At 71.7% G+C, this 23,590-nt stretch carries 24 protein-coding genes and 1 pseudogene; 13 read left to right on the top strand and 12 right to left on the bottom strand.

The annotated features are described in order from the left end of the window. Positions 1–8: 8 nt before the first annotated feature. Positions 9–278 carry a prevent-host-death protein gene (locus B100_RS0109975; RefSeq protein WP_024884296.1) on the bottom strand — a complete coding sequence of 90 codons (270 nt, stop codon included), beginning with the start codon at positions 276–278 and terminating at the stop codon, positions 9–11. Between the two features lie 160 nt (positions 279–438). Continuing rightward, positions 439–1,206, bottom strand: coding sequence for a formylglycine-generating enzyme family protein (locus B100_RS0109970; protein WP_486585615.1), 768 nt, complete (start codon positions 1,204–1,206; stop codon positions 439–441). Positions 1,207–1,364: 158 nt separating this feature from the next. On the opposite strand from B100_RS0109970, the gene B100_RS0109965 reads away from it, so the two are divergent. Beyond that, positions 1,365–2,090 (top strand): transporter substrate-binding domain-containing protein, encoded by a 726-nt coding sequence (locus B100_RS0109965; protein ID WP_024884294.1) that lies wholly within the window; start codon positions 1,365–1,367, stop codon positions 2,088–2,090. Positions 2,091–2,326: 236 nt separating this feature from the next. Beyond that, on the top strand, positions 2,327–2,680 hold the full coding sequence (locus B100_RS36935; RefSeq protein ID WP_158686709.1) for a hypothetical protein: 354 nt from the start codon (positions 2,327–2,329) through the stop codon (positions 2,678–2,680). A 261-nt stretch (positions 2,681–2,941) separates the two neighbouring features. Here B100_RS36935 and B100_RS0109955 read toward each other — a convergent pair whose 3' ends face one another. After that, positions 2,942–3,136: a hypothetical protein gene (locus B100_RS0109955; protein ID WP_024884293.1), complete on the bottom strand. Its 195-nt coding sequence runs from the start codon at positions 3,134–3,136 to the stop codon at positions 2,942–2,944. A 326-nt stretch (positions 3,137–3,462) separates the two neighbouring features. Here B100_RS0109955 and B100_RS0109950 point away from each other — a divergent pair, with 326 nt between their 5' ends. From B100_RS0109950 to B100_RS0109940, 3 genes are all read left to right on the top strand, one after another. Further along, positions 3,463–3,963 carry a DUF6232 family protein gene (locus B100_RS0109950; protein ID WP_037722544.1) on the top strand — a complete coding sequence of 167 codons (501 nt, stop codon included), beginning with the start codon at positions 3,463–3,465 and terminating at the stop codon, positions 3,961–3,963. After that, positions 3,960–4,292, top strand: a complete 333-nt coding sequence (locus tag B100_RS0109945) for a hypothetical protein (protein WP_024884291.1) — start codon at positions 3,960–3,962, stop codon at positions 4,290–4,292. The genes B100_RS0109950 and B100_RS0109945 overlap by 4 nt, the downstream gene beginning before the upstream one ends. A 160-nt stretch (positions 4,293–4,452) precedes the next feature. Continuing rightward, positions 4,453–4,896, top strand: coding sequence for a hypothetical protein (locus tag B100_RS0109940; protein WP_024884290.1), 444 nt, complete (start codon positions 4,453–4,455; stop codon positions 4,894–4,896). A gap of 9 nt (positions 4,897–4,905) precedes the next feature. On the opposite strand, the gene B100_RS0109935 is transcribed toward B100_RS0109940, so the two are convergent. The 3 genes from B100_RS0109935 to B100_RS0109925 form a co-directional block, all read right to left on the bottom strand. Beyond that, complete coding sequence (locus B100_RS0109935) at positions 4,906–5,577, bottom strand: enoyl-CoA hydratase-related protein (protein WP_024884289.1); 672 nt, start codon at positions 5,575–5,577, stop codon at positions 4,906–4,908. An 83-nt stretch (positions 5,578–5,660) separates the two neighbouring features. Beyond that, on the bottom strand, positions 5,661–6,020 hold the full coding sequence (locus B100_RS0109930) for a hypothetical protein (protein WP_024884288.1): 360 nt from the start codon (positions 6,018–6,020) through the stop codon (positions 5,661–5,663). Between the two features lie 219 nt (positions 6,021–6,239). Further along, positions 6,240–6,872 (bottom strand): DUF4352 domain-containing protein, encoded by a 633-nt coding sequence (locus B100_RS0109925; RefSeq protein ID WP_024884287.1) that lies wholly within the window; start codon positions 6,870–6,872, stop codon positions 6,240–6,242. A gap of 127 nt (positions 6,873–6,999) precedes the next feature. Here B100_RS0109925 and B100_RS0109920 point away from each other — a divergent pair, with 127 nt between their 5' ends. From B100_RS0109920 to B100_RS0109910, 3 genes and pseudogenes are all read left to right on the top strand, one after another. Beyond that, positions 7,000–7,707 (top strand): nucleotidyl transferase AbiEii/AbiGii toxin family protein, encoded by a 708-nt coding sequence (locus B100_RS0109920; protein WP_024884286.1) that lies wholly within the window; start codon positions 7,000–7,002, stop codon positions 7,705–7,707. 73 nt (positions 7,708–7,780) lie between these two features. Next, the gene (locus B100_RS0109915; protein WP_024884285.1) at positions 7,781–8,290 is read left to right on the top strand and encodes a glutathione peroxidase; all 510 of its coding nucleotides are present in this window, start codon (positions 7,781–7,783) and stop codon (positions 8,288–8,290) included. A 62-nt stretch (positions 8,291–8,352) separates the two neighbouring features. Continuing rightward, positions 8,353–8,535 (top strand): annotated as a pseudogene (locus B100_RS0109910) (MerR family DNA-binding transcriptional regulator); the annotation flags it as partial. A gap of 670 nt (positions 8,536–9,205) precedes the next feature. Here the strand turns inward: B100_RS0109910 and B100_RS0109905 are convergent. The 3 genes from B100_RS0109905 to B100_RS0109895 all read right to left on the bottom strand — a co-directional run bounded on the left by B100_RS0109905 (position 9,206) and on the right by B100_RS0109895 (position 11,580). Continuing rightward, a complete protein-coding gene (locus tag B100_RS0109905; RefSeq protein WP_024884283.1) occupies positions 9,206–9,397 on the bottom strand; it encodes a DUF397 domain-containing protein in 192 nt (63 codons plus the stop codon). Between the two features lie 226 nt (positions 9,398–9,623). After that, positions 9,624–10,481 (bottom strand): Scr1 family TA system antitoxin-like transcriptional regulator, encoded by an 858-nt coding sequence (locus B100_RS0109900; protein WP_024884282.1) that lies wholly within the window; start codon positions 10,479–10,481, stop codon positions 9,624–9,626. Between the two features lie 346 nt (positions 10,482–10,827). Beyond that, positions 10,828–11,580 carry a GOLPH3/VPS74 family protein gene (locus B100_RS0109895; protein ID WP_024884281.1) on the bottom strand — a complete coding sequence of 251 codons (753 nt, stop codon included), beginning with the start codon at positions 11,578–11,580 and terminating at the stop codon, positions 10,828–10,830. Between the two features lie 223 nt (positions 11,581–11,803). Here B100_RS0109895 and B100_RS0109890 point away from each other — a divergent pair, with 223 nt between their 5' ends. The 3 genes from B100_RS0109890 (at position 11,804) to B100_RS0109880 (ending at position 18,247) form a co-directional block, all read left to right on the top strand. Next, on the top strand, positions 11,804–14,332 hold the full coding sequence (locus B100_RS0109890; protein WP_486585614.1) for a D-alanyl-D-alanine carboxypeptidase: 2,529 nt from the start codon (positions 11,804–11,806) through the stop codon (positions 14,330–14,332). Positions 14,333–14,485: 153 nt separating this feature from the next. Continuing rightward, complete coding sequence (locus tag B100_RS0109885; protein ID WP_024884279.1) at positions 14,486–16,435, top strand: membrane protein; 1,950 nt, start codon at positions 14,486–14,488, stop codon at positions 16,433–16,435. A 240-nt stretch (positions 16,436–16,675) separates the two neighbouring features. Next, the gene (locus B100_RS0109880; RefSeq protein WP_024884278.1) at positions 16,676–18,247 is read left to right on the top strand and encodes a sodium:solute symporter family protein; all 1,572 of its coding nucleotides are present in this window, start codon (positions 16,676–16,678) and stop codon (positions 18,245–18,247) included. A 134-nt stretch (positions 18,248–18,381) separates the two neighbouring features. Here the strand turns inward: B100_RS0109880 and B100_RS0109875 are convergent, their stop codons facing one another. Beyond that, positions 18,382–19,503, bottom strand: a complete 1,122-nt coding sequence (locus tag B100_RS0109875; protein ID WP_024884277.1) for an ADP-ribosylglycohydrolase family protein — start codon at positions 19,501–19,503, stop codon at positions 18,382–18,384. Positions 19,504–19,646: 143 nt separating this feature from the next. After that, positions 19,647–22,211, bottom strand: a complete 2,565-nt coding sequence (locus tag B100_RS0109870; protein ID WP_024884276.1) for a tetratricopeptide repeat protein — start codon at positions 22,209–22,211, stop codon at positions 19,647–19,649. Positions 22,212–22,432: 221 nt separating this feature from the next. Here B100_RS0109870 and B100_RS33835 point away from each other — a divergent pair, with 221 nt between their 5' ends. Both B100_RS33835 and B100_RS0109860 read left to right on the top strand, forming a co-directional pair. Beyond that, positions 22,433–22,606: a hypothetical protein gene (locus tag B100_RS33835; protein WP_158686708.1), complete on the top strand. Its 174-nt coding sequence runs from the start codon at positions 22,433–22,435 to the stop codon at positions 22,604–22,606. After that, positions 22,603–22,956, top strand: coding sequence for a hypothetical protein (locus B100_RS0109860; protein ID WP_024884274.1), 354 nt, complete (start codon positions 22,603–22,605; stop codon positions 22,954–22,956). Before B100_RS33835 ends, B100_RS0109860 begins: the two co-directional genes overlap by 4 nt. 33 nt (positions 22,957–22,989) lie before the next feature. Here the strand turns inward: B100_RS0109860 and B100_RS0109855 are convergent, their stop codons facing one another. Continuing rightward, on the bottom strand, positions 22,990–23,559 hold the full coding sequence (locus B100_RS0109855) for a L,D-transpeptidase (RefSeq protein WP_037722543.1): 570 nt from the start codon (positions 23,557–23,559) through the stop codon (positions 22,990–22,992). Between the last annotated feature and the right edge of the window lie 31 nt (positions 23,560–23,590).

Here is a 23,590-nt window from a genome sequence, read left to right as displayed (position 1 = left end):
TCGAGCGGTCAACGGTCATGCGGATCGTCCGCGTAGGTGTCGGCCGTGGCGTCCTGATCGGCGCGGGACCTGTCAAGGTCGACGCCGGGGGCGGTCCTGGACGTGGCGGCGAATTCCTGACGCGAGACGAATCGACGACGCCGGCGCAGCGGAACGAGCTGGCAGATCGGATGTCCGTCACGGGCGACGGTGAACGACTGACCGCCCTGTACGGCATCCATGATCTCTCGGGACCGACTGCGTAGATCCCGCACGGTGATCTCGGCCTGAACGCTCATAACGTGACGTTAGCGCCCAGCGCTACTCCGGGCCGCATGACGGCCGGAAGGTGCCCGACGATTCTTGAACCGGAAGGATCGCTGCTCCCCAAACCGGACATGCAGGGAGGCGCCGCGGTCGGCAGGTGGGGATGCGGAGCCACCGGGGTGCGCGTCCTGTCTACGAGGTGCGTCCATACCCGGCATGACTCTGGTTCGTCGGCATGGCTGCGACCGGCCGTACCGCAGTGAACATCTCGAACTCGGAGCGTGTGGCGGAGAGCAGGAGCAGCCATTCGTCGCACCCTTGCCACGGCGAGAGGTCACCACCCCCTCCACGCACCACCCGCAGCCCGTCTCCGGTGCGGGGGCGTGCGTCCATGGGCGCGTCCGTGAAGTGCGGGATCCAGACGTCGGCGCACATCTCGTTCGCGGATCCCATTGCAGCCAGCCCAAAGGCGTTCTCTGCTGCGGCGATGCGCTGCTCGTCGGCGAAGTCGTCGAGTACCTGGCCCTCGTCCGGTATGTCGTTGCCGAGGTAGGTCAGGGTGGTCGTGCCTGCCCGGGCCGCGTACTCCCACTCCGCTTCGCTGGGCAACCGGAACGGCAGTGTCCCCAGCAGGTCGTCCAGGTCTTCCCCGAACCGGGCCGTGCTCGAATCCGACTCGGCGAAGCTGTCCTCGTACTCGGGCAGCCAGTGCCGTGCTTGCGACACCGTGAGCGGATGCCTGGCCATCAGGAAGGGCGCGACCCGCACTTCTCGCACCGGCCGGGCTCGGGCGGCGCCAACGAAGAATGTCCCGAGGTCGTCATCGGCGGCGTCGGCCTGTTCGATGGCTCGGACCGCGTCCAGTTCCGCGTCGGACAGGCCCATCTGGAACGTCCCACCGGGAATGGCCCGGAAGACCACGCCGGAGGGGATGTGCCGCCAGGCCGGTCGGTCGGCCACGATCTCTTGAGCCCACATGGCGCCGGACGCTAGCAGCCGGACACCCCGCGGGAGGAGGGAGCCTCACACGGAAGCGAGGCTGTGGGCCCGAAAGTCGGTGCCCTTCGCAGTTCGTGGCCGGCGGTTCCTCTGCCGCGGGTGGCGTCTAGGGTCGGGCCATGACGCCTGTCGACGCCGAGCTTGCGCACGACCTGGCCCCCACCGGAGTGCTGCGTGCCTCCATCAACCTCGGCAACCCGGTTCTCGCTCAGGGCACCCCCGACGAGCCGTCCGGGGTCACTGTCGAGCTTGCCCGTGAGGTTGCCGCACGTCTGGCTCTGCCGGTGGAGTTCATCTGCTTCGACGCGGCCCGCAAGTCGTACGCCGCGATGGCCGACGGCCGCGCCGACCTGTGTTTCCTCGCCGTCGATCCGGACCGCGAGAAGGAAGTCGCCTTCACCACGCCGTACGTGCACATCGAGGGTGTGTACGCGGCCCCAGTGGACTCGGAGTTCGCCTCCGCCGACGACGTGGACCGGGACGGGGTGCGTATCGGCGTCAAGAAGGGGTCCGCGTACGACCTCTGCCTGAGCCGCACCCTGCGTCACGCCACCGTGGTACGCGGCGACGAGGGAGTCGACGTCTTCCATGCCGAGAGCCTGGATGTGGCGGCCGGCATCCGCCAACCGGTGACCGCGCACGTTGCCCGGCGAACCGGACTGCGTCTGCTGGAGCCCGCGTTCATGACGATCCGGCAGGCCATGGGCACCACAAAGGAGCGGCGTCCGAGGACCACTCAGTTCCTCAGCGAACTCGTCACCGAGCTGGTGGCGTCCGGGTTCGTGGCCGAGGCGCTACGCCGTTCCGGCCAGGACCCGGCACTGGCTGCCCCCACCCCGGTGTGACGCGGGCCTGGACGTCGACGGCGCTCCGCGCCGACCGAACAGGGACGGCGTGCCCCGAGGGGCGACGCACGTGGTGGTTGGTGGGCGCCTCGTGCCCGCCGATCCAGCCTGCCTTGGAGCGATGGCCGCCTGTTCAGCGAGCACGCGGTCTTCGTTCACACTCGTCAGCGGGTGTCGCGGATTCCGGGTTTTGCTGGCACGCTCACGGCCGGACACTTCTCACGGGGGAGCGGAGTATGGAGACAGCCACCCCTCGCGGCCCTGGTGGCTGCTCGGTCTTCGGTATCGCGGTGGCTGCGGCCCTTCTCACCACACTCTGGTGGGGAATTACCGCGCTCGACAACTTCGGGAGCGACTGCCTCTTCTACTTGGGTGACGGACCGCGGGCCGAGCACTGCTACCTGGTCAACGACCGGGCGAAAGCATGGCTACCCCGACTGGTGTCCGCCGCGTGGATCAGTGCAGTCCTGGTTCTGTGTCTGCCGCGCCGGCTCTCTCGGGGGCGGTGCACCGTCGCGGGCGTCACCGTTGCCTGCCTCGTCTTCGCCAGCGTGCTCGGATTTCAGGCATCGACTGCTTCCAGCCCGTGACGCGACATGCCGTCGATCCTGGCGCAGGCTGTCGACCGGCGCGTTCACCGCTCGGTCAACTCGGCGACGAAATGGGTCCGGTACGTGGCTCTGCAGTCGTCCAGCGCCCGCCTGAGTGTCGTGGCTCCGCGGTAGGAACTGGGGAACCCGGGCTCCCGCATCGGGAGTCGGTGCGGAGCTCGCTCGTCAGCACCTCGCTGACATCGATGGTGAGCACGGCGCCATGCTCGCACCGAGAACGTGACGGTGGCGCGGGGCTGTTCAGTAGTGGCTCGCCACCACCACGTAAACGGCCGCGACCATCGCTGCCACGAAGAGCAGGGCGATGGTGACCAGCGCGCAGCCCAGCGTTCCTGTGGTCCAGGCGATCGCCGACCACCCGAACCGTGTCGCCCGCTCCGCCCGCCGGACCGCTTCGTTGTACTCGCTGTCGTCGTACCAGCCCTGGTCAGCCATGTTCGCCCCCTCAGGGGCGGACCCTATAGCCCGGCTGTCCCGCCGGGACAGGGCGGGCGCTGGTGTCAGTTGGCGTTCCCGTGCCACCGATCCGGCAGGCGTCCTCGGTCGCGTTGGCCATTTCACATCTGAGCATTTGTTTTCTGTTTTTGTCGCGAAGAGGTGCGGTGCTTATTTAAGAAGACTGTATGACTAATTCACCGCAGCGCGAACCGCCCCGGAACCCGCCAGCTCAGAGCAAAGAGATAAAGGGATTCACATCACATGTCCACATAACCTTCGCTACTCTTCACACCTCAGTGTCCAAAAGCTGACGGGAGGGTCCTGTGGCGGCCCAAGTGCAAATCAATGAGGGTGTGCTGTGGGTGGGGGGCGAGGCCTATCCGCTGCGCAACATCTCTCACGTCGGTCAGAGGAGAATGGACATCGACAAAGGCGCCGCGTGGAAGAAGTTCTTCCAGGCGACCTTCGTCTGGTTGGCCCTCGGCGGCATTCTCGTCGCTGTGGCAGACGCCGTGGGCGTCATCATCTTCATCGCCGTCGAGGCCTATCTCATCTGGAAGTTGGTCAGCACCCTCCAGATACCTCCGGTGTTCGGTCTGGTCCTGAACACCTCCGGCACCCAGCGCGAAGCCATCTGGTCCACACGGCAGGAGGAGATCCAGCAGCTGATCTACGAGGTGACCAAGGCCATCGGCAATCCCGACGTCGCCCAGACGATCATCAACGTGGAGCACGCGGTCCAGAACAACGTGATCCAGCAGTACGGCTCGGGAAACATCGGCACGGCTCAGCACAGCGGCAGCGGGGGCATCCAGGCATCATGAGCGGCGACCACGTTCAGCAATACGGCTCGGGAAACATCGGCCGGGCCGAGCACACCGGTTCCGGGGACATCGTGGCCGGCGGCAAGACCGTCGGCGCCACAGTGGCGGATCCCGCCGTGAAGGCACTTCTGGAGGAAATCGCCACGCTGCGCCCGCACTTGGACCAGGGCGATCGGGCGGAGATGGACGCGGCCGCCGAGTCGATCGCCGAGGAGTCGTCTCCGGAGCGCCGGCGCACGTTCGTGCAGCGCGTCACCGGCATCGCCGCCCTGGTCGGTGAGGTGGGGCTGCCGGTCGTCACGGCCGCGAAGGCACTGCTGTCGGGCTGAGGCGAGGCGCGACCCCGCCGACCGGTAGGACACGATGCCCCCGAGCCGTCCACGGCTCGGGGGCATCGGCACGTCGCGCGTACGACGTGGCGCGGCCCGATGTCACAGCCCGGTGCTAGCTTCCAGCCCACGTGACGTGGTGTGGAGGGGGACGAGGGTCGTGGGCGCTTCGGAGTGGGACTACTACGTGCCGTATCAGGAGGATCTGGATGCCGCGCTGCAGACGTTGCGGCGGGAGGTGTTCGAGTCCGGGGACTACCACTGGGTCGACGGCGACAAGTGGCTCGCGAAGGACAGCACGGAGCCTCTTCCGCGGTCGCTGGACGAGCTCTGGGACGACGAGTTGGTGCAGGAGGCCGGCACGCACTCGATCCTCGACATTCTCCGCGTCCTGGGGCCTGACGACACCCCGGACTACCGGACCGTGGAGCCCGTGACGGGTGAGGAGGCGCGGGAGCTGCTGGGCACGGACGTGCTGACGCGCGCGCACGTCAAGGACTTCGACGTCTTCCCACGGTCCCGGTGGGTCGGGCGCTGCGCGGTGCTGCACGACGACGACGGGAAGCCCCAGGAGATCTACTTCTGGGGCCACTCCGGCGACTGAACCGGCCGGTCAGCCCAGGGGGTTCGTGGTGTCGCGCAGCGTCGTCAGGGTGGGGGCGTACATGCGGGACTTGATCGTGCCCAGGGTGGCGCCGGCCTTCGGCGCCAGGGACCGGGCCAGTTCGACGGCCGTGGAGCGGACCGCGTCCTCCGGGACCGCGCGGTCGACGATGGCGGCGGCCGCGGCGTCGCCGCCGCCGTAGCGGCGGGCCGTGGTCATCGCCTCGTGGGCCGTCTGCGGGGCCAGCCGGGACTGGATGAGGGACGACATGCCCGGGGTGAACGGGATGTCGATGTCCGCCTCGGGCAGGCACCAGTAGCCGCGGTCGGCGCGCATCACGCGGAAGTCGTGGGCCAGGGAGAGCATCGCCCCGGCCGCGAACGTGTGACCCTGCAGCGCTGCCACGGTGACGACCGGCAGCGCCAGCAGGCGGGCGAACAGCTCGTGCACCGAGACCACGTAGTCGTGGTAGTGGTCGGCGTTGGCGAACAGCCACTCCAGGTCCAGGCCGTTGGACCAGAACTTGCCGGTGGCCACCGTCACCAGGGCGCGCGGGCCCTCCGCCTTCTCCACCTCGTCCAGCGCGGCCCCGACCGCGGCGATCCAGTCGGGGTGGAAGCGGTTCTCGCCGTCCCCCAGGTCGAGGACGTACACGTTTTCCTGACGGTCGAGCGAGGGCATGACGGCGCTCCGTTCACCTGTGGCCTACTCGTCAGTAACTTACGGCCACGAGGTGAGCGGCGCAAGAGCCACGGGACGTGCGCTCAGTGGTCGGAGTAACTGAAGTCCCCCACGGTCCAGGCGCTGACGTCCTCGATCGCGACCCGGTACATCCCACCCGTCTCCGGGATTCCGACCGTGCCCTGGAGGATTCGGGCGACGTGGAAGTGCAGGTGGGTGGGAGGGCCGTCGTTCTTCACGGGGGCGTCGAAGACGGCGGCGAACTCACCGAGTCGGTCGGAGGCGTTCAGTACCTCCGAGACCCTCTTCCGCCATACCGCTTCGGGAGCCAGCCGGCCGGTGATGACGGCACCACCGGTGACCACGGTCAAAGACATCTGGCTGCTCTGGCCCGCTTCCACGCGGGCGGCGATGTCTACGATCAGCTCGTCGGGCTTCACCATGGGACCGGATTCTATGCGGGGGCGGTCCGCGGCGCGCCGGGCCCTGTCCGGAACAGGGACGGCGGGGTCTCTGACCTACCCGGACAGGCCGATGGTTGTCCCGGACAAGGGATCCCCGTCGCCGTCCCCGGCGCCGCTCGGCACGGCCGGTGGTGTCGCCGGGCGCCCGGGCCGCGGTGAGAGGGAGATCGCGGCCCGGCGCCCTGTGGCGGAACGCCGTCAGGACACGTCCACGCGGACCGGGTCGCCGAGCAGGCCGTCCGTGTAGGTGACGTACTTCGGCGTGAAACCGCCCTTGCCGGTGACCGTGCCCGAGATGTTCTCGCCGGGGGCGAGCTCCACCGCGTCGACCTCCTTCTCGTCAACGCCGAGCTCGGCGGTGTGCTTGGTGCCCCGGGTGTCGGTGATCGTGAAGTACAGGGGGTTCACGCTCACCTCGTCGTCACCGTTGTTGACGACGGTGATCAGCACACTCGTGTAGCCGCTGCCGTCGGCGAGGACCGTCTTGCTGAACTCCGTGCGCTCCGCGGTGATCCGCACCGGGCCGCTCCGGGCGGAGTCCTGCTCCTTCCTCGAGGCGTCCTCGTCGGCCCCGGCGGAGGCCGACACGGACACGGAGGGATCGGCGGCCGTGTCCCCGCCGCCGTCGGAGTCGCCGCTCGCCGACACCGCGGCGATCACGACGACCAGGCCGAGCACGCCCGCGCAGCCGAAACCCGCGAACCTGACGAAGCGGCCCTTCTTGCGGGGCGGCGGCGGGGGCTGGGCGCCGGGGACGCCGTACCCGGGCTGCTGGTTCACGTTCGGCTGCTGCGGCTGCTGCGGCTGGTTCGGGTCGTTCGGCTGGGTCACGGTGCGGGCTCCCCCTTGGTCGTTCCGGTCGTCCGCGTAGGTGACCTGCGAGGAATGCGACGGGTTGCCCCGTACCAGATGGATTCACCCGATCGTGGTGGACCGGCACCGCCGCGATAATCGGGGCATGACCTCACCTCCCCTCGGCGTGGACGCCGTGCACGAGCGGCTGGCGGGCGATCTGCTCGCCGCCGGGGCGCCGTACGCCCTGCTGCTGGCCGGCGGGGAGGCCGTACGGGCGCACCGGCTGGTGGACGCCCGGGTCAGCGGGGGCGTGGACCTGGCCACCGAGCATCCCGCGGGCATGCCCGAGATCGCCGGGGCCGTGCGCACCGGGCTGGAGGAGCGCGGGTGGCCGGTCGAGGTGGCGGTCGTCGATCCGCTGGCGGCGCGGCTGCTCGTCGGGGACGACGCGTCCGGCGCGCGGTGGCGGGTCGACATCCGCAAGGAGGTGCTGTGGCGGCCGGCGGTGGTCACCTCGGCCGGTCCGGCGCTGTCCCTGGAGGACCTGGTCGGCACCCGGGTGCGGGCGCTGGCGGACCGGGGGCTGCCCCGTGACCTGGTGGACGTGCACGCGGCCGCGGACCGGTGGAGCCCGCCGGAGCTGGAGGAACTGGGCCGCCGTCACGCCCCCGACACCTTCGACCTGACCGAGCTGCAGTCCCGGCTGACCGGCACGGAGTGGCTGGACGCCCGTGAGTTCCGCGCGCACGGCCTCGACGCCCCGGCGATCGAGGACCTGCGGCGCTGGGCGCAGGCGTGGGCGGACGACATCGCGGAGCGGCTGGCGGAGGGCGAGGACCCGGAAGAACAGGGCGACGGCCCGGAGGGGTAGCGGGAGGCCTCGGGGCGACGGTTTCCCGTCGCCCCCCTCCGGTGGCGCCGGGCGCCGCGGCTAGGGTCGGCCCATGACGACTACCGAGAACAACAGCGCCGCGCCGCTCGACATCGAGATCGGCGCCCTGAACGGCGGTTCCGCCGACCTCTCGCAGTACGCGGGCCGTGCCGTGCTCGTCGTGAACGTGGCCTCCAAGTGCGGGCTGACCCCGCAGTACGCCGGTCTGGAGCGGCTGCACGAGCGGTACGCGGAGCAGGGCTTCACCGTGCTCGGCGTGCCCTGCAACCAGTTCCTCGGGCAGGAGCCGGGCTCCGCGGAGGAGATCGCCGAGTTCTGCTCGGCGACGTACGGGGTGACCTTCCCGATGACCGAGAAGGTCGAGGTGAACGGTGAGGGGCGGCACGCCCTCTACGAGCGCCTGGTCGGCGTCGCCGACGCCGAGGGGCACAGCGGGGACGTCCGCTGGAACTTCGAGAAGTTCCTGATCGGCCGGGACGGGTCGGTCGTGGCCCGCTTCTCGCCGCAGACCGAGCCGGAGTCGGCGGAGGTCGTGGCGGCCGTGGAGAAGGCGCTCGGCTGACCGTTGACCTTGCCCCTGGGTCAGGGGTCAGGGTCTGCGTCACCGGGCGGACGGACCGCCCGGTGACGGAGAATGCCGGCGTGGACGAGGAACTGCTCCCCATCGGGGTGTTCGCGGCCCGCACCCGGCTGTCGGCCAAGGCTCTGCGGTTGTACGACCGGCTGGGGCTGCTGGTGCCGGCCCGGGTCGACGTGGACACCGGCTACCGGTTCCACCGGGCCGCCCAGGTCGAACGGGCTCGTCTCGCGGACTGGGACGCCGCCGGGCCGCAGGACCCGGTGTGCGACGTCGCGTTCCCGGTGGCCGGCCCGGCGGACTGAGCGGGCCGGGCGGTCGAACGGGCCCTCCCGGCGACCGGGCGGGGGCCAGTCGGTCGGGCGGGCACCCCGGCGACGGCCGGGCCGGGGACGAACGGGGCTCCCGGCGACCGGGCGGGCCGAGAGTAGAGAGCCTCCCGGCGACGGGGCCGGTGGCCTCGGCCGTGGCCGTCGACCGGGTCGGGGGCCTCGACCACGGAAGTCGAGTGGGTCTTCCGGCGATCGGGCTGGGGCCTCGGCCCGTCGGACGGGCCTTCCGGCCGCTGAGCCGGAGGCGTCCACGGCTGATTCCGGGCGTTCCCGCCCCTGCGCCGGGCAGGTCCGCAGCTACGCCCGGGCCGCCGGCGGCCGAGCCCGGGGGCCTCTGCGGCTCTGCCCGGGTCTTGTGCGGCTGCGCCTGGAAGCCTCCGCGGCTGCGCCCAGAGCTTCTGCGGGCTGCACCGCAGTTGGTCGGCCGTCGTGCGGTGTCGCGCCGCCCGGCCGGGCGGGCCGGGCGTCCGCCGTCGGGGCCGACGGGCACGAGCCGAGCCCCCTCGGCAAGGACGGCGAACTCGTCGAGAGGGCCCTGTCGGTGGTGCGTGCGCCCGTGTGCCGGGTGTCAGGACCTGACCGAAGCCACGAAGGCACTCCACGCGTCCACCGGGAACGCCAGCTTCGGTCCCTCGGGGACCTTGGTGTCCCCGAGCTCCAGCGCTTCCTCGGTGGTCGACCTGACCATCACGCACGCGCCGTTGTTGTTGGTGTAGGAGGACGTCGTCCACGTTTCCGTGGCGCCCAGACGAATTGCCATGTTCGCTCCGTAGCCAGATGCTGAGTTGCTGTCACCGCCTGCGTGTTCCGGCGTGGACCCGCAGAACGGAATTGCGCCAACCTCCGCTGCTGGTTGGCGTGATCGACGCTACTCGCCACCCTCATCTTCCGGAGCGGTCGTTCACTCGACCGGATGGCATGTACCGGGTAGAGCTTCCAGTCGTACGTGTCGCCCGTGTATCATCCGGCCTCTTGCTGAACGGAGTTCAGCGTGCGTAGTCCTTGGCGAGGCGCTCCATGAGCTGCCGGGACTGTTCCACGTTCAGCGACTGGGCCCGCAGGTGCTCGTACATCACCGTGTACTTCTGCACGTCGTGCGGCTTCTCCAGGTACAGGTCGCTGGTGACGCCCTCGATGTACACCACGCTGGAGTCGGCCGCGTCGGCGAACTCCAGGATGGAGTACTGGCCGTTGATGCCCGCGTGCGCGCCCACCTCGAACGGCAGCACCTGCACGGTGACGTGCGGCAGCTGGCTGAGCTCCATGACGTGCTCGAGCTGTTCGCGCATCACCTGGCGGCTGCCGACCACCCGGTGCAGGGCGGCCTCGTCGAGCACCACCCACAGCCGCAGCGGGTCCTGTTCGGCGGTGATCCGGCTCTGCCGGCGCAACCGCACCTCCACCCGCTTGTCGTTCTCCTGCTCGCTGGACTCCGGCGAACCGCCCTGGACGATCGCCTCGGCGTAGGCGCGTGTCTGCAGCAGCCCGGTGATGATCTGCGGCTCGTACACCCGCAGCGACTCCGCGTCCGTCTCCAGGCCGATGTACACGCTGTACGGGATGTCGCCGAAGGCGTGCCACCAGCCCTGCTGGCGGGAGTCCTTGGCCATCTGCATCAGCGAGTCGACGATCCGCTGGTCCTCGACCTCGTACACCCCGCACAGGTCGCGGACGTCACGCTGGCTGATGCTGCGCCGGCCGTTCTCCAGCCGGCTGATCTTCGACTGCGACACCAGCAGTCGCTCCGCGACTTCCTCGGCCGTCATGCCCTTCAGCTCACGGAGCCTGCGCAGCTCCTGGCCGAGCCGGCGCCGCCGGACGGTGGGATTGACATTGGACGCCACGGGACGTGCACCTCCGGCTGCGTGCCTCGTACTTGCACTGTCTTGCACTGCGTAACTGCAGTGCGTACTTGCACTTCGTACGTGCCACTTCGTACTTGCCACTTTGTGTGTCTGCTCGATGAGCAGACTGCCACCAAGGCACGTACTGCCGCTGGGAAATGGTGGATATACGACGGGTACACAACTGTGCGGGACCCGGCGGCCGGGAGCGGTGCCGCGTCGGGCACGCCGAGCGGGGCGGAGAGAGCCCGTGCGTTCTCTCCGCCCCGCTCGGACAGCGGCTCCCGTGACCGGGTCTGCGGTGCCGTGGATCCGTGGTGCCGTGCCGAGCCTGGGGACGTACGGCTCAGTGGGCCACGGCGCGTGCCATGGATCCGTGGCGTGGTTGCGCCGGAACACCTCGGGCGGGTTCCGGCGCGCCCCTGCCGCCGGGGGCCTGCCGGCCCGCCGGTGCGGAGTTGCGGCGCGGCTGGGCCGCGGCGCCGTTCTGGACGTCCATCACCGCGTGCGCGACGAGTCCGCCCATCGGGTCGTGCCGGATCAGGTCCCGCAACCGGGAGCGCGAGGAGCGACCCTCGTTCCCCGGGTACAGGTGCTTGCCGAGGCCGACCGCGTGCGCCAGTGCGGCGAGCGCCGCGGTCCGCGGGTCCGGCGGGACGCCGGTGCGGATCGCGGAGTCCAGCCGGGCCCTGATCTCCCGGCTGATCTCGGTGTCCGTCGCCTGGTAGCGAGTCGTCGGCAGCACCCCGCACATCTGGCCGGCCACGGCGTGCACCATGCCGCACCGCTCCAGATGCGAGAGGTAGGTCTGGCGGAGCCCGAGACGCGGCCCGCCGATCCAGTGGACCGCCCGCACCGGAGCGCCGCGCCTTCGCAGCAACTCCAACGCGCAGTCCAGTGTTGGGTCTCCAGTCGGCCGTGGCACCACCACGGCGATACGATCCCCGTCTGGGGCTATCCGTCCGGCCAGCGCCAGCTCCACTAGCTGCGCTCCGGCCAGACCGAGGTCGAGCGACTGCGGCTGTGCGGTGGTACCCGTGGTCGGGTCCAGCGCCAGCAACAGAAGCTCCTCCGGAATTGTTCTGCGGCTCCTGCCCATCCATGCCTCCCCGCGTGGATGAATGACAGGGTGACCCCTCTCACATTGGTCTGTCGAGAGCGCGTGACCGGTTCGTAGTGGAACCAGTAGGTATGTCGTTCTCGTCTACCGCGTGGGGTAAGCCCGCACACAGGACACTGGTACATGGTTCGGACAGCGCTGCTCGGCGATGTCACGGGCGGGCGGTTCACGGTTCGGTTGGCGCACGCGGGGCGTGCGGCACATGGAGGAGGCATCGGTGGCGGGCGAGTCCCCCGACAGGTCGAAGCAGCGCGAGTCGTCGGCAGAACAGACGTCGGGGAGCGCCGGCCCGGTTCCCGAGAAGCAGGACCCCCGCCTGGCGGTGGCACGGGGGCCGGAGTCCTCCGCGAGTGAGAAGCGGGCCTCCGGTGAGGGGCGGGGCAGCGGGGACACGGCGACCCGTGTGCTGTCCGTGCGGGAGGAGTCCGCGGCCGCGGAGAAGTCCGCGGAGGACTCGGACGCCACGGACACCGCCGCGCCCGAGGACGCCGACGAGTCGTCGGCCTCCGAGGCGCCCGAGGCCACCGAGGCCCCCGAAGGCGGCTCCACGGCGACGGACGGCGACGGACGCCTGCGGGAGGCGGTCGCGGCCTGGGTCCGCTCGGCGGAGCCGGCCGAGAGCGCGGGCAAGGACGCCCCGGCGGCGGAGGCGAAGGATGCCTCGCCGGACGACGCTACGGCGGACGACGCGAAGGCCGACGCCGAGGACACCGACGACACCAAGGACACCGAGGCCGCTTCGGCGGACGACGACACGAAGGCCGACGCCGAGGAGGGTGACGGCCCGGCGGCCGGTACGACCGTGAAGGCCACCGAGGACGCCGAGGACGACGCGTCCGACGCCGACACGGGCGCCGGCGAGGCGGACGACGCCCCCAAGGGCGCCGACAGCGAGGCCGCTACGGCCGACAGGAAGCCCTCGGCCCCCCAAGCGGACGCCGACGGCCCCGAGGACGCCGAGGCGGCCCCTCGTGACACCGAAGCCGACACCGAGATCGGAGCCGACACCGACGCCCCGTCCGCCGACAACGAGGGCGCCACCGACGACTCCGCCGAAGGCGACGACGCCGACGAGGACCAGGGCAAGGGCGACGCCCCGACCCCCGGCACTCCCGGCTCCGCCAAGACCGGTGCCGCTGCCTCCGAGGACTCCGTCGACCAGCCCACCGCCGTCTTCCGGGCCCCGCGCCCCTCCGCACCGTCCGTCGACCAGCCCACCACCATGCTGAAGCTGGGTGACGCGGCGGCAGCACGCAAGAAGGCCGGCGCCGCCGCCGAGACCCGCGGCGCCGAGGCCGAGGCCGAGCGGACCAGCAAGTTCGTCGCGCTGAAGCAGCTCGACGACCCCGCCGTGCGGCAGCCCCCGCGCCAGGGCGGTCCCGCCCCGGCCGAGTCGACGACGTTCCTGCCCCAGGTCGGCCCGGAGCGGACGACCCAGCAACCGCTGCCGCCCAAGCCGCCGCTGGACCTGCTGGCCGAGCTGACCAACACCCCGCCGCCCCCGCAGACCCCGCTGCGGACGGCAGTGCGGCGGGTCAAGATCTGGACGCCGCTGGTCATCCTGCTGGTGATCGCCTTCGCGGTCGTGCAGAACGTCCGGCCGCTGCCGACGCCCACGCTCGTGCTGACCGCCGAGGACAGCTACACCTTCAAGGGCGGCAAGCCGGACATCCCGTGGCCGGAGAACGGCCAGGCCGCGCTGGACGTCGACGGCATCGGCACCTTCGGCTCCTCCGGTGAGCAGAAGCCCGTACCGATCGCCAGTGTGGCCAAGGTCATGACCGCGTACGTGATCCTGCGCGACCACCCGCTCAAGAGCGGCGCCGAGGGCCCGAAGATCCCGATCGACGCGCTCGCCGAGGAGCAGTCCGACGCCGGCCAGGAGTCCACCGTCAATGTCACCGAGGGCGACGAGATCTCCCAGCGGGAGGCGATCGAGGCCATCCTGATCGCGTCCGCGAACAACGTGGCGCGGCTGCTGGCCCGGTGGGACGCGGGGTCGGAGGAAGCGTTCGTCGAGAAGATGAACAAGGCCGCCGAGGACCTCGGCATGGCCGACACGACGTACACCGACCCCTCGGGTCTGAACAACACCACCGTGAGCACGGCCGTGGACCAGGTGAAGCTGGCCCGGGCCGCGATGCAGTTCCCCTCCTTCCGGGAGGTCGCCGCGATGATGTCGTACGTCGACTACAAGGGCGACAGGCACGACAACTGGAACCGGCTCGTCGGCCACGACGACGTCGTCGGCATCAAGACCGGCACCACCACCTCCGCGCTCGGCAACCTCAGCTTCGCGGCGAAGAAGGACATCGACGGCGAGGTGCAGCGGATCGTCGGCGCGGTGCTGCGCCAGCCCGAGGGCGGCGAGGACAACACCATCCTGTCCGGCGCCCTGGAGGCCGGCCGCAACCTCGTCCTGGCCGGTCAGGACGCACTCCGCGCCGAGACCATCCTGAGGAAGGGCGACGTCGTCGGGTACGCGGACGACGGTCTCGGCGGGCGGACGCCGGTCGCCGTGACGGAGGACGTCAAGGCCGTCGGCTGGGCGGGGCTCTCGGTGAAGCTGACGTTCGCCGGGACCGAACTGCCGCAGACGGCGAAGGCCGGGACCAAGGTCGGCACGCTCACCGTGGGTGACGGCAAGAACGGCGCCGTCAAGGTGCCGGTCGCCCTGCAGGAGGACCTCGTGGAGCCGGGCTTCACGGACAAGCTGACCCGTCTCACCTGATCCGGAGCCGGGACGCAGCCGGTTCGCCGGCGAACCGGCACGGCCGCACCCCGCGGACCGCCGCCCACCCGGGCGACGGTCCGCGGGGTGCGTGCTAGCGTCACGAAACGGGCAGGAAACGGGCCAGGAACGGGATACGGGGAGTGCCTTCAGGTGGCGACAGCGGAGCCGACACGCGCCGACGACGCAGACCCGGGTCCGGGGGCAGACCCGCGAATACCCGCACCCGAAGCGGAACGCTCTTCGGGGACCGCGGACGTGGTCCCGGGACCCGCTGACGGGCCCGCCGGACGTACCGAGGACGCCCCGGAGGCCGGACACGCCCCGCGGTCGCCCGGCGCCGGTGACGGCGGAGCGGGAGATTCGGGCCGCGCCAAGGCCGCCGTGTTCGCCGTGCGTGCCCGCATGCTGCGCCACCCGGTGCTGTCCGTCACCGCGCTCGCCGGTCTGCTGCACGTCGTCTGGTTCTTCACCTTCGCGAACAGCGGCGGCGACCTCGCCGCGCAGGACGCGTGGGCCGAGTTCGTCGGCCGGCACCCCGCCTCCGCGTACAACCTCGCCTGGTACGGCGGGATGCACCCGGTGTCGTACAGCGTGGTGTCGCCGTACCTGATGTCGCTGCTCGGCGTGCGGACCACGATGATGATCGCGGGCACCGTCTCGGCCGGTCTGCTGACGCTGGTGCTGATGCGCAGCAGGTCCGTGCGCAATCCCCTGTGGGCGGCGCTCGCGGGCGTGTTCGCGCTGCTGTGCAACGCCGCCTCGGGCCGGGTGACGTACGGGCTGGGCACGATGTTCGCGCTCGGTGCCGTCGCGGTCGTCTTCTGCTGGCCCTACCGCTGGCGCTACAAGCGGTGGGCGAAGGCCCTGTGCGCGGCCCCGCTGGCCGCCCTGGCGACCATGGCCTCGCCGGTCGCGGGCCTGTTCGTGGGGCTGGTGGCGGTGGCGCTGTTCCTGCAGAAGCGCCGGCCGGGCGCGTGGGCGCTGGGGCTCGCGCCCAGCGCGGTGGTCTCGGTGTCGGCCTGGCTGTTCCCGTTCTCGGGCACCCAGCCGATGGGCTTCGGCTCGGTGATCCTGCCGCTGGTGTACTCGGTCCTGGTGTACCTGCTGGTGCCCGAGGACTGGAAGACGGTCCGCATCACGGCCGCGGTGTACGGGCTCGGGGTGGTGCTGGTCTGGCTGATCAGCTCGCAGATCGGCTCCAACATGACGCGGCTGGCGATGCTGTTCGGCGGTGTGGTGCTGGTGGCGGCGCTGCCGTTCGCCGTGCCCCGGACCCTCAAGTGGTACGCGCTGGTCGTCGCCGTGGTCGGCTTCAACTGCTGGGTCGGCTTCAAGTCGGTGGACGACGTCGTGCACACCACGCCCACCGCGTCCTGGGCGCGCGAGCTGGCGCCGCTGGTGAACGAGCTCCAGGAGGTGGGCGCCGAGCGTGGCCGCGTCGAGGTCGTCCCGGCCCGCTCGCACCGCGAGGCGTCCGCTCTGGCGCCGTACGTGAACCTGGCGCGGGGCTGGAACCGGCAGGCCGACATGGAGCGCAACCCGCTCTTCTACGACGACACCCTCAACTCGGCGAACTACCACGAGTGGCTGAAGCGCTGGGGCGTGCACTTCGTGGTGCTGCCGAAGGACGAACCGGACGGTGACGGCGGCCAGCGGGAGCGGGACCTGGTGCAGGGCGGGCTGCCGTACCTGAAGCAGATCTGGGGCGACGCGAACTGGCAGCTGTTCGAGGTGCAGGGTCCGACCCCGCTGGCCGAGCCGAACACGGTCGTGGAGCGCGCCGAGCAGGGCGAGTGGACGCTGCGGGTGGAGAAGCCGGGGCGGATCCTGATCCGGGTGCCGTACTCACCGTGGCTGGGCCTCGTCGACGCCGAGGGCAAGGCGCTGGACCCGCCGCGGGAGACGGAGGAGTCCGAGAACCGTCCGGAGGGCGAGCCGGCGACGTTCGAGAACGTCCACGGGTGCCTGATGGAGACGGAGGAGGACACCAACGGCGACCAGTGGACGGTGCTGCTGGCGCCGGAGGCGGGGACCTACCGCCTGGCGGCTCCGTACAAGTGGGGTGAGCGGGGGACGCCCTGCCCGGACGAGCTGCGCTGAGTCAGGCCCCGGGGAAGGTTCCCCGGGGCATTCTCTTGTATGCGATGCGTTCAAATGAGTGAACGTCGGTCAGCGCGACGAACGTTTTTGCGTGGTCTTGACTTTCCGCTTTCTTGTCGTGCTCCCGCCATAGCGCCCACGATGAGCGGGCACTTCGCGCCCTGCCCCGTCCCTACCCCGCCCAGGCGAAGTGCCAACCAGCTGAGCGGAGTTCACAAGACGGACCCTGGAAGGGGGGACATGAACGGTCTCGACTGGGCGGTCCTCATCGGCTACTTCGCCGTGATGGTCGGCATCGGTGTCTGGTCGCACAAGCGGGTGGACAACGTCAGCGACTTCTTCACGGCCGGCGGCAAGATGCCCTGGTGGCTCTCCGGCATCTCCCACCACATGTCGGGCTACAGCGCGGTGATGTTCACCGGGTACGCCGGCATCGCCTACACCTACGGCGTGACGTCGTTCGTCACCTGGTCCTTCCCCATCGCCCTCGGCATCGCCATCGGGTCCAGGCTGTTCGCCCCGCGGATCAACCGGCTGCGCTCGCGGCTGCATGTGGCCTCACCGCTCGAGTACCTCAAGAACCGTTACGACCTGCGCACCCAGCAGGCGCTGGCCTGGTCCGGGATGCTGCTGAAGATCGTGGACGTGGGAGCCAAGTGGGCGGCCATCGCCACCCTGCTGTCGGTGTTCACCGGGGTCTCGCTGAACCAGGGCATCCTCATCACCGGCGCGGTCACCGCGGTCTACTGCACCATCGGCGGCCTGTGGGCGGACGCGCTGACGGAGCTCGGGCAGTTCGTCATCCAGCTGCTGGCCGGCATCGCCATGTTCGTCGCGGTGGTGCTGGAGCTCGGCGACCACGGCGGCTTCCTCGGCGCGTGGGACCAGCCGGAGCTCAAGGGGCACGGGGAGCCGCTGGTCGGGCCGTACGGCACGGTGTTCCTGCTGGCGTTCCTCTTCATCAAGCTGTTCGAGTACAACGGCGGGATGCTCAACCAGGCCCAGCGCTACATGGCCACCCGCGACGCCCGCGAGGCTGCGCGCTCGGCGCGGCTGTCGGCGGTGCTGTGGCTGGTCTGGCCGCTGGTCCTGTTCTTCCCGATGTGGATGTCCCCGCTGCTGGTGGAGTCCCAGAAGGCGGACGGGTCCGACTCCTACGCCCTGATGACCGAGCAGCTGCTGCCGCACGGGCTGCTGGGGCTCGTCATCGTCGGGTTCTTCTCCCACACGATGGCCATGTGTTCCTCGGACGCCAACGCCATCGCGGCGGTGTTCACCCGGGACGTGGCGCCGGTGCTGTCCGCGCGGGCGCGGGCGTGGGGAGAGCGGTCGGGGCTGGTGGCGGCGCGGGTCACGACGGTGGTGTTCCTGGGGCTGTCCATGGCCGTGGCCACGCAGGTCGACTCGCCGACGTTCAAGGACATCATCACGGTCGTCATCAAGTGGGTGGCCGGGCTGATGGGGCCGATCGCCATTCCGATGATGCTGGGGCTGCTGCGGCCGTTCCGGCGGTCCGGGCCGACGGCGGCGCTGACCAGCTGGGGGCTGGGGCTGGTGGCGTTCTGGCTGGTGAACTATCCGGTCAACTGGGCGGTCGAGGGCGGGGTGCCGCTGGAGTACCAGGTGTCCATTCCGCTGGCCGTGTCGCTGGTGCTGTACGTGGTGATCGGGTTCGTGAAGCCGGAGGACACGGAGGAGCGGGTGGCGGTCATCGAGCGGGTGAACACGGATGGGGACGGGGTGGGGCTTGCCGTGCCGGCGGCTGTGGATGCGGAGGAGGGGGACGGGGCTCGGGCGTCTGTGAAGGACTAGGTGGGTCTCCGGGGGGAGCGGGGGTGGGTGCACCCGAGGGGTCTCGCCCCCGCCGCCCCTTCCCTTCCCGTCCTCGGGGGCTTCGCCCCCGGACCCCCTTTGCGCAGTTCCCCGCGCCCCTCAGGGGCGGGTCCTTAAGACGTGGCTCTTGGGTAGCGGGTCAGCCAGGCCGGGGAGGAGGTTGTGGGGGTGTGGAGGGCGGGGCCCTGGGTCATTTCCATGGCGAAGTCGTCGGCCAGTTCCAGGACCGTGGGGCGGCCCTCCAGTTCCGCCAACCAGGCCGGCGGGAGGGCCGTCTCGCCGTGCAGGGCGCCCAGCAGGCCGCCGGTCAGCGCTCCGGCCGCCGCGCTGGGGCCGCTGTGGTTGACGGCCAGGCACAGCCCGTGCCGTACGTCCTCCCCCACCAGCGCGCAGTACACGGCGGCGGAGAGCAGCCCCTCGGCGGTGGCGTTGCCGAGCAGTTCCGTGACCCGCTCCGGGCCGGGCATCCCCTGCCGTACGGCGCCCAGCGCGCGCTGCAGGGCGTCCGTCACCGGCTGGTGGCCGGGCCGGGCGGCCAGCAGGGCGAGGGTGCGCTGCACCCCGGCGTCCAGGTTGTCGCCCCGGGCCAGCGCGTGCACCAGCACCGCGTACGCGCCCGCCGCGAGGAAGGCGACCGGGTGGCCGTGGGTCTGCGCCGCGCATTCCACGGCGAGCTGCGCGACGAGCTGCGGGTCCCAGCCGACCAGCAGCCCGAACGGCGCGGACCGGGCGGCGGCCTCCGGACCGGCCTCGCCGGGGTTCTTCGGGGCGTCGAGCGTGCCCATGGTGGCGTCGCCGAGCCCGATCAGCAGGGTGCGGGCGGGGTCGCGGCGGGCGTAGAGCCACTCCTCCCGCGCCAGCCAGCCGTCCTCCTTGCGACGCTCGTCCGGGCCCCAGTCGCGCTGGGTGGTGGCCCAGCGCAGGTACGCCCGGTGCAGGTCGGTCGGCGGGTGCCAGGCGCCGGTGTCGCGCCGGACCTGGGCGCGGATCAGGCCGTCCACGGTGAACAGGGTGAGCTGGGTGTGGTGGGTGACGGCGCCACGCCGGCCGTAGGCGGGGGCGAGGTCGGTCAGGCCCTCCGCGCCGTGGGTCCGGCGGACGGCGTCGAGGTCCAGTGCGTCCACGGGCGCGCCCAGCGCGTCGCCGACGGCCACCCCGAGCAGCGTGCCGCGCACCCGGCTGCGGAAGTCCTGCTGCTCACGGCGCCCCCACACGGGCCCGGCAGTGCCAGCCACCTAGACCTCCCGGGGACCGTCCGTACGTACGACGCCCAGCACTGTAATCGAACGTGGCCGGTCGGCTGAGGAGCCGGATCGGTATACGGAGTGTGACCCGAGCCGGTCGGAAGTGGCCGGAAGTGACCGAAAGTGGCCGGAATTCAGCCGTCGCGGCCCTGTACGACCTCGTCGCGCCGCTCCCGCGCCCAGGCGTAGGACGGGTTCAGCTCCAGGGCGCGGTCCAGGTCGGCAAGGGCCTGGTCGAGGTGGCCCAGGCGGTGGTGCGCCACGCCCCGGCTCGCGTACGCCGACGCGTACCCGGGGTCGAGGGCGAGCGCCCGGTCGTAGGCGTCCACGGCCTCCCGGTCGCGGTTGGCGGCCCGAAGGGCGTCCCCGCGCTCGCAGTGCGCCCACGCGGAGTCCGGCTCCACGGCGACGGCGCGGTCGAGGGCGGCGAGACGGCCCTCCGCGTCACCCAGTTCCCGGGCCACCCGGGCCCGGCGGACCAGCGCCCAGGAGTAGTCGGGGCGCAGCGCGAGGGCCCGGTCCAGGGCGGTGCCGGCCTCCTGCGGACGTCCGAGGGCGAGGCGGGTGGCGCCGAGGGAGGCGTGGGCGTAGGCGTCGGCGGGGTCGAGCGCGGTGGCCCGCTCCAGGTCGGCGGCCGCCTCCTGGTGCCGCCCGAGGACGCGGAGGTACTCCCCGCGCAGGGCGAGGGTGCCGGCGTCGTCCGGGGTGAGGGTGAGGGCCCAGCTCAGCGCGGTGACGGCGGCGAAGTGCTCGGCCCGCGCGGCGTGGGCGAGGGCGCGGTCGCGGTGGATGCGGGCGACGAGGGCCGGGGGGAGCGTGACGTCCGAGGGAGTGATCTCGCGGGCCTGCTCCTCCATCATCCAGTCCAGGGCGCCGTCGTCCTCGGGGCCGAGGTCGGCCGTCACCGGGTCCCCGCCGACGTCGGGACTGCCTCCCCACCCGCCACCGCCGTGCACGGCACCCCCCTGTTCGGGACTGCCTCCCCACCCGCCACCGCCGTGCACGGCACCGCCCGGGGTGGCCGCCGGCCCGAGGTCGCCGCCCCGGGGCAGCGCGCCGGCCGGGGCGGTCAGCGGTGCGTGTCCGGTTCCGGCGAGCAGGGCCTCCAGGACGGCCTGGGTGCCGCCGGAGCGGAGGGCTCTCGCCAGCCGCCCGCCCCACGCGATCACGCCGGGCGTCTCCGCGTCCCGCCCCGCGTCCTCCAGCACCCGGATCCAGCGTCCGGCGAGCGCCTCGCCCTGGTCGCACGCCTCCACCAGGTCGCGCAGGACGTCGGAGACCGCCACGTGGTCGGAGGCGCACAGGCGGTGGTACAGCTCCGCGAGCCGCAGTTCGCACCAGTCGTCGTCCAGCAGGAGCGTGCCCGCGTCCCGTCCGCCCTCCGCGGTCTCGCGCCACCGCCGGAAGGCGTCGGCGAGCCGCCGGTGACCGGCGAACCAGCCCTGCGGGGAGCGCCCACGCTGGAGCCGCAGCATGGGGGCGCGCACGATGTCGTGGTAGCGGATCCGGCCGCCGAGCCGGTCGGCGAACGGCAGGGTGGCCACCCAGCCGTACAGCACGTCGGCCCGCTCCGGGTCGCAGTCGGCGGCGACCGCGAAGACGTCCGCGTCCAGCAGGCGCGGCAGCGCGCCCGCGAGGGCGGCGGCGCGGCGGGCGGGGTCCGGCTCCCATTTCAGGAAGCGTTCCACGGCGGTGGCGCTCGGGTCGGTGACGTCCTCGGGGCCGGCGGGGCGGGTGCCGGCGACGGTGGACAGCAGCACCGGGAGGCCGCCGGTGAGGCGGAGCGCCTCGGCGACGACGGATTCGGCGGTGACGCCCCGCTCGGCGAGCAGGCCGCGCGCTTCCGCCTCGGTGAACGGCTGGAGCGGCAGGGACGTCATGAAGTCGGCGAAGGTGCCCCAGCGGGCCGGGTCGGCGGGGCGCTGGCCCGCGGTGACGACGACGACCGTGGCGGGCAGGGCGCCGTGGCGGTCGGTGGTGAGCAGGTCGTGCAGCCAGGTGTCGAGGAAGGGGCCGGTGCGCTCGTAGGTGTCGAAGAACAGGGCGATCCAGGGCACGTCGGAGGCGGCGGCGTTCAGCTCGTCCGTGAGGACGGGGGTGAGGACGCTCGCCGGGTCGAGGACCAGCGTCACGTCCTCGTGACTGCGGAAGCGTGCCGAGAGCGTCGAGCGGAGCCGGTCGGCGCCGTGCGCGAGCTGCGCGGGGTCGAGGACGGCGGCGAACGGGGCGACGCCCGGGACGAGTCCGAGTCCGGCCAGTCCGGCGCGGGCGAGTGCCATGCCGCCCGCCGAGGGGCCGCCGTCCGGCACGGGTTCGAGGGCGGTGAGGGCGGCCGTCTCCGCCTCGTGACGCCGCTCGCGGTGGCTGGTCAGCAGCCGCTCCAGGTCCTTGAGCCGGTGTCCCTGCGCGGCGAACTGACGGCACATCGCCTCGAGCACCTCGGGGACACCGCCCGCGCTCTCGTCGACGTACGCGGTCAACGCGCCCTGCTCACGGGCGAGATGCTCGAACTCCTTGACCAGCCTGGTCTTGCCGACGCCGGCGGTGCCGTGGACGTGGAACAGGAAGCGGTGCCGCCCGTCCTCAGGCGCGGTGGCGAAGTTGGCCCGGAACAGCTCCCGTTCGGCACTGCGCGCCACCAGCCCGGCCCGCGTACGGATCCGGACGAGCTCCTGCAACGACAACCGCGCCCGCGCCACCCGAACGTCCTCTCCCCCGCGTCCCGTCCGCCCCATTGTGACGCACCTCGCGACCGCGGACACGTGGCTCCGGACCGTTCCAGGAGACGGCGGACATCACCGCCCGGCTCCTCGGCGCCCTCGTCCGCAGCGACGCCGGTGAGCGGGCCATACTGCACGCGCTCCCTTCGGTCTTCCCCTGGGTGGGTCACCTGTCCGCGGACGAGGCGAAGGAGTTCGTGGTGGATCTCATCGACGCCACGAACGACGCCGCACACCTGGACGTCCACGGGAACCTGCATCGTCTCGTCACCGAATGGCGCGCCACGGCACGCATCCTCGCGGATGCGGAACTGACGGCGAAGCTCACGCGGCGACTGCCCGACGAGGATCACGGCGAGGTGACGCCGCCGTGAGCCCGAAGCGCGGTGACGACGTCGCTCCGCCACCGGTGGGAGGCGAATGGCGCCTGCGGTTCGCGACGAACGAGGCGGCGAAGGGGTGGGGTGAGCTGGGTGCGGAAGCGCCGGGCAACACCCGCCGCTGGTTCGAGGCCCTGCGCCGTGACCCGACCTCCCGGTCCGACCCGGACCGTCAGCACCGGCTCCGCGGCAGACTGGCCAAGGGCAACCCGGGCGGCCGTGACTACCCACAGCGGGAGTACGAAGTCACAGCGGGCGGACGCGTGCGCCACCTCGTCGACGAGGCCCGGCGCACGGTTCACTTCGTGTACGCGTCCCCGCGTCACCCGAAGGACACCGAGTAGCCGCACGCACTCCCGCGGCCTCCGGCCCGGCGACTACCCGACCACGCGGACCGTGGTGCCCGGGGCGCCGAAGGTCCACAGGGCCTTGCCGTCCTGCTTGGCGACGCGGATGCCGCCGGTCTTGGCGCCGGGGTCGGCGGGCGGGGGCGAGGAGCCGTCGACCGCGTTGGAGAAGGCGACGAAGACGCCGGACTTCTGGGCGAAGTACATGATGTGCTCCACCGGGACGCCGTCGCTGCCGGTGGTGGCCTCGTTGCGGGTGCCGATCGAGTAGGTGCCGGGGTCGGGGGCGACCGTGCCGGGCCACACCGGGAAGGAGCGGCGGGCGGCGTCGCTGGCGTCGACGAGCCAGACCCGCTTCTGGCCGAGGGAGTAGACGATGCGGCGGCCGGTGCCCGAGTCGGCCGGTACCGCCGCCGGCTTCTCCTTCCGCGGGGCGGAGGCCGACGGCTTCGGGTCGGCCGTCGCCGGGGCGCTCGGCGGGCTGGTGGCGGCGACGGGCTTCGTGCCCTGGTCCGCCTGGACGCCCAGGACCGCCACCACGGCTATCGCCCCCGTGGTCAGCCCGGTCACCCAGGCCCACGAAGGAAAACGGGCAGACACCGGTACGCACTCCTCAGCTACCGAAAGCGGG

Source organism: Streptomyces sp. CNH189 (assembly GCF_000527195.1).
Note: the sequence above shows the minus strand (reverse complement) of the source record. Positions and strands in the feature narration are given on the sequence as shown.